Source organism: Pseudomonas sp. Kh14, assembly GCF_900291005.1.
Lineage (GTDB): Bacteria > Pseudomonadota > Gammaproteobacteria > Pseudomonadales > Pseudomonadaceae > Aquipseudomonas > Aquipseudomonas alloputida.
In genome coordinates this window covers 1-239 of record NZ_OLKJ01000291.1, presented here as the reverse complement: position 1 = coordinate 239, position 239 = coordinate 1, and the positions used below count along the sequence as shown (strand labels likewise).

General features: G+C 72.4%; 1 protein-coding gene. It reads left to right on the top strand.

What is annotated here, in order from left to right; translation table 11 throughout:
• Positions 1–239: LLM class flavin-dependent oxidoreductase (locus FQ668_RS28165; RefSeq protein ID WP_144180872.1), on the top strand; the 239-nt coding region annotated here is incomplete at both ends.

Genomic DNA, 239 nt, shown 5'->3' with positions numbered 1-239 from the left:
GGGCCTGGCCAACGGCGCGGCCATCGAGTACAAGGGCAACCATCTGCGGCTGCCGTGGGCGACGGCGAGCCGGACGCCGGTGTGGGTCGCCGCATATGGACCGAAGGTCCTCGCGCTCACCGGCGAGGTCGGCGACGGGTTCATCCTCCAGCTCGCCGACCCGTCGATCGCCGAGTGGACGATCGCGGCGGTGAAGCAGGCCGCCGCCGAGGCGGGGCGCGACCCTGACGACCTCTACA